The organism is Allobosea sp. CER48 (assembly GCF_044752385.1).
In the GTDB taxonomy this organism is placed as follows: Bacteria; Pseudomonadota; Alphaproteobacteria; order Rhizobiales; family Beijerinckiaceae; genus Allobosea.
In genome coordinates, this window is sequence record NZ_JBIWYK010000395.1 from 1 (window position 1) to 2,948 (window position 2,948).

Sequence of the window (2,948 nt, forward strand, 5' to 3'; positions counted from 1 at the left end):
CGGCACCGCCGGCCGGTTGCGGATCGCGACGGTATAGCCGGCATAGAGCGCGCAGGCGAGGATCATCAGCAGGTCGCCGGTCGCGAAGCGCAGCCCCATCAGGACATGGACGTCCCCGCGGCTCGCGGTGACGGCGACGCCCAGCAGCGTCACCGCCACCCCAAGCGCCTGCATGGCGCCGATCGGAGTCCGATAGGCGACAAAGGCGCCGAGCAGCACGAAGACCGGGATCGAGCCCTGCAGAATGCCGATATTGATCGCCGAGGTCGAATACGCCGCCAGATACATCAGCGTGTTGAAGGCGGTGAATCCGAGGATGCCGAGCAGCGCGATGAAGCGCCAGCGTGCGCGCAGCACCGGCCAGTGCTTCCTGAGCTGCTCGCGCAGCAGGAACGGCATGATCAGGCAGACTGCGATCCAGCGGAACGAGGTCAGCGCCATCGGCGAGATGTTGTCGACGGCAAGCCGGCTTGCCACGGCGTTGCCGCCCCACATCAGGGTGGTCAGGATCAACAGCAGATAGGCGTTGGCCCAGGCGCGTTGCAGCCAAGTCGGGGAAGGGTGCACGATTCCGCCCTGTCGCGAGAATGGGCACATGCAATAACCTTGCGTGAGGCCCCTCTTCCATGAGATCGGGCGCAAGCCTGCCCATCGCCCTGCGCATCCCTGCGGAAATTCCTCTATGATCCAGACCAGCTCCAGCCCGCTCCGCCTGCTCTTTGTCGACGGCAACACACGCGAGCATCGCGAAGGGCTGCGCAAGGCCTACGGCATGGCCTATGGCGAGGCGTACGCAGCGGAGATCGCTGCGATCGCGCCCGGCATCGTCTCCGACATCTGCCTGCCGGCCGACGAAGGCGCCAACCTGCCGGATGGCGCCGGGCTGGAATCCTATGACGGCATCTTCCTCACGGGCTCGGCCCTGCATATCTACGACATCGCGCCGCCGGTTACGCGGCAAATCGAGCTGATGCGGGCGATCTATGCCAGCGGAACGCCCTGCTTCGGCTCCTGCTGGGGCATCCAGGTCGGCTCGGTCGCGGCCGGCGGCACCGTCACCGCCAATCCGAAGGGGCGCGAGGTCGGCTTCGCCCGGCGGATCACGCCGACCGAGGCCGGCCGCAATCACAAATTGCTCGACAGCCGCCCTGCCGCCTTCGATGCCCCGGCGATCCATCTCGACACCATCGCCCTGCCCGCGCATGGCACGACGATCCTCGCCTCCAACGGCTACAGCCAGGTGCAGGCGGCGGAGATCAGGCACAATGGCGGCACCTTCTGGGGCGTGCAGTACCACCCCGAATTCTCGCTGAAGCAGATGGCATCGATTCTCGGCCGCATGGTGCCGCTGCTGATCGAGGAGGGGTTCCGCAAGGACGAGGCCGCGACGCAGGCCTGGCTCGACGACCTCCGCACGCTCGATGCGGAGCCGGACGCCCGGCAGGATCTCGCCTGGGCGCATGGGCTCGACCGCGAGGTGCTCGACGCCGGGCGCCGCGTCACGGAACTCCGCAACTTCGTCGAGCACCGGATCAAGCCGCACGCCAGCACGCGCGGCCGCGCCTGAGCCGGACCTGCCGCGCCATTTGCCTCGCAACCTTGCCATCGCCCCGGGGGGCGACTAGGTAACGTCCGCGAGGCCACGACCTCCCCCATCCTGGGCAAAGTGCTGGGACGACCCGGCAACTCATGGGGGACCGCAATGGCGTGGCTCTACCTTCTTTCCGCCGGCATTCTCGAAGTCGTCTGGGCTTTCACCATGAAGCAGTCGGACGGGTTCTCCCGTCCCGGGCCGACGGCGATCACCATCGTCACCATGGTCGGCAGCTTCGCCCTGCTCTCGTTGGCGATGCGCGCGCTGCCGCTCGGCACGGCCTATACGATCTGGACCGGCATCGGCGCCGTCGGCGCCTTCATCGTCGGCGTCACCGTGCTTGGCGAGGCGCTGACGCCGATGCGAATCGCGGCCGCGCTGCTGATCGTCTCCGGACTGGTGATGATGAAGCTCTCGGCGCACTGACGGCACTTGCCAAAATCGCCCTGCCTTTCTAAGCAGGCCCGGCCTCGGGACGACCCGCGGCCTTCGCACACACAGGGGACGGCCCCACGACGCGGAATGCTCCGCGCCGTCGCGCAACCCCGTGCAGCGGAGGCCCTGCCTTGGCCAATCCCAGCGACCAGTTCATCGTCAAGACCCTCGTTCCGCTGCGCGTCGGCGGGCTGGATCTCGGCTTCACCAATGCGGCGCTGATGATGATGCTCGCCACCGCGGCGATCGGCGGCGGCCTGATCTTCGCGACGCGCTCGCGCGCCGTGATCCCCGGCCGGGCCCAGGCGCTGGCCGAGATGCTCTACGCGTTCGTCGCGAAGACACTGACCGACGCGACAGGGCGCGAGGGCATGCGCTTCCTGCCGCTGATCTTCTCGCTCTTCATGTTCGTGCTGACGCTCAACCTGTTCGGCATGATCCCCGGCGCCTTTACCGTGACCAGCCATATCGTCGTCACCTTCGCGTTGGCGATGCTGGTGATGGCGACGGTCATCGGCTACGGCGTGCTGCGCCACGGCTTCGGCTTCCTGCGGCTGTTCGTGCCGTCCGACGTGCCGAAATGGCTCCTGCCCTTCATCACGCTGATCGAAGTCGTCTCCTTCCTGTCGCGGCCGATCTCGCTGAGCCTGCGCCTTTTCGCCAACCTGCTCGGCGGCCATATCGCGCTCAAGGTCTTCGGCGGCTTCGTCGCGGCGCTGCTCGCCGCCGGCGTCGGCTATTCGCTGCTGGCGCCTCTGCCGCTCATCATGACCGTGGCGCTCACGGCCTTCGAGTTCATGGTGGCGGTGCTGCAGGCCTATGTCTTCACCGTGCTCGCCTGCATCTATCTCAACGATGCGCTGCATCCCGGCCACTAGCATCCCGGCCTGAGCCGGGCCGCCGGCGCCCGGGACGGGCC

The 2,948-nt window shown here is 67.5% G+C and carries 4 protein-coding genes; 3 read left to right on the top strand and 1 reads right to left on the bottom strand.

Annotated features, from left to right (window positions below; translation table 11 throughout):
* A partial coding sequence (locus ACIPIA_RS13420) for a DMT family transporter (RefSeq protein WP_400510266.1) occupies nt 1-567 on the bottom strand: 567 nt, incomplete at its 3' end.
* Between the two features lie 115 nt (nt 568-682).
* On the opposite strand from ACIPIA_RS13420, the gene ACIPIA_RS13425 reads away from it, so the two are divergent.
* From ACIPIA_RS13425 to ACIPIA_RS13435, 3 genes are all read left to right on the top strand, one after another.
* A complete protein-coding gene (locus ACIPIA_RS13425; protein ID WP_400510268.1) occupies nt 683-1,567 on the top strand; it encodes a type 1 glutamine amidotransferase in 885 nt (294 codons plus the stop codon).
* A 135-nt stretch (nt 1,568-1,702) separates the two neighbouring features.
* Complete coding sequence (locus tag ACIPIA_RS13430; protein ID WP_400510269.1) at nt 1,703-2,020, top strand: DMT family transporter; 318 nt, start codon at nt 1,703-1,705, stop codon at nt 2,018-2,020.
* Between the two features lie 140 nt (nt 2,021-2,160).
* On the top strand, nt 2,161-2,907 hold the full coding sequence (locus tag ACIPIA_RS13435) for a F0F1 ATP synthase subunit A (protein ID WP_400510270.1): 747 nt from the start codon (nt 2,161-2,163) through the stop codon (nt 2,905-2,907).
* Nucleotides 2,908-2,948 lie beyond the last annotated feature (41 nt).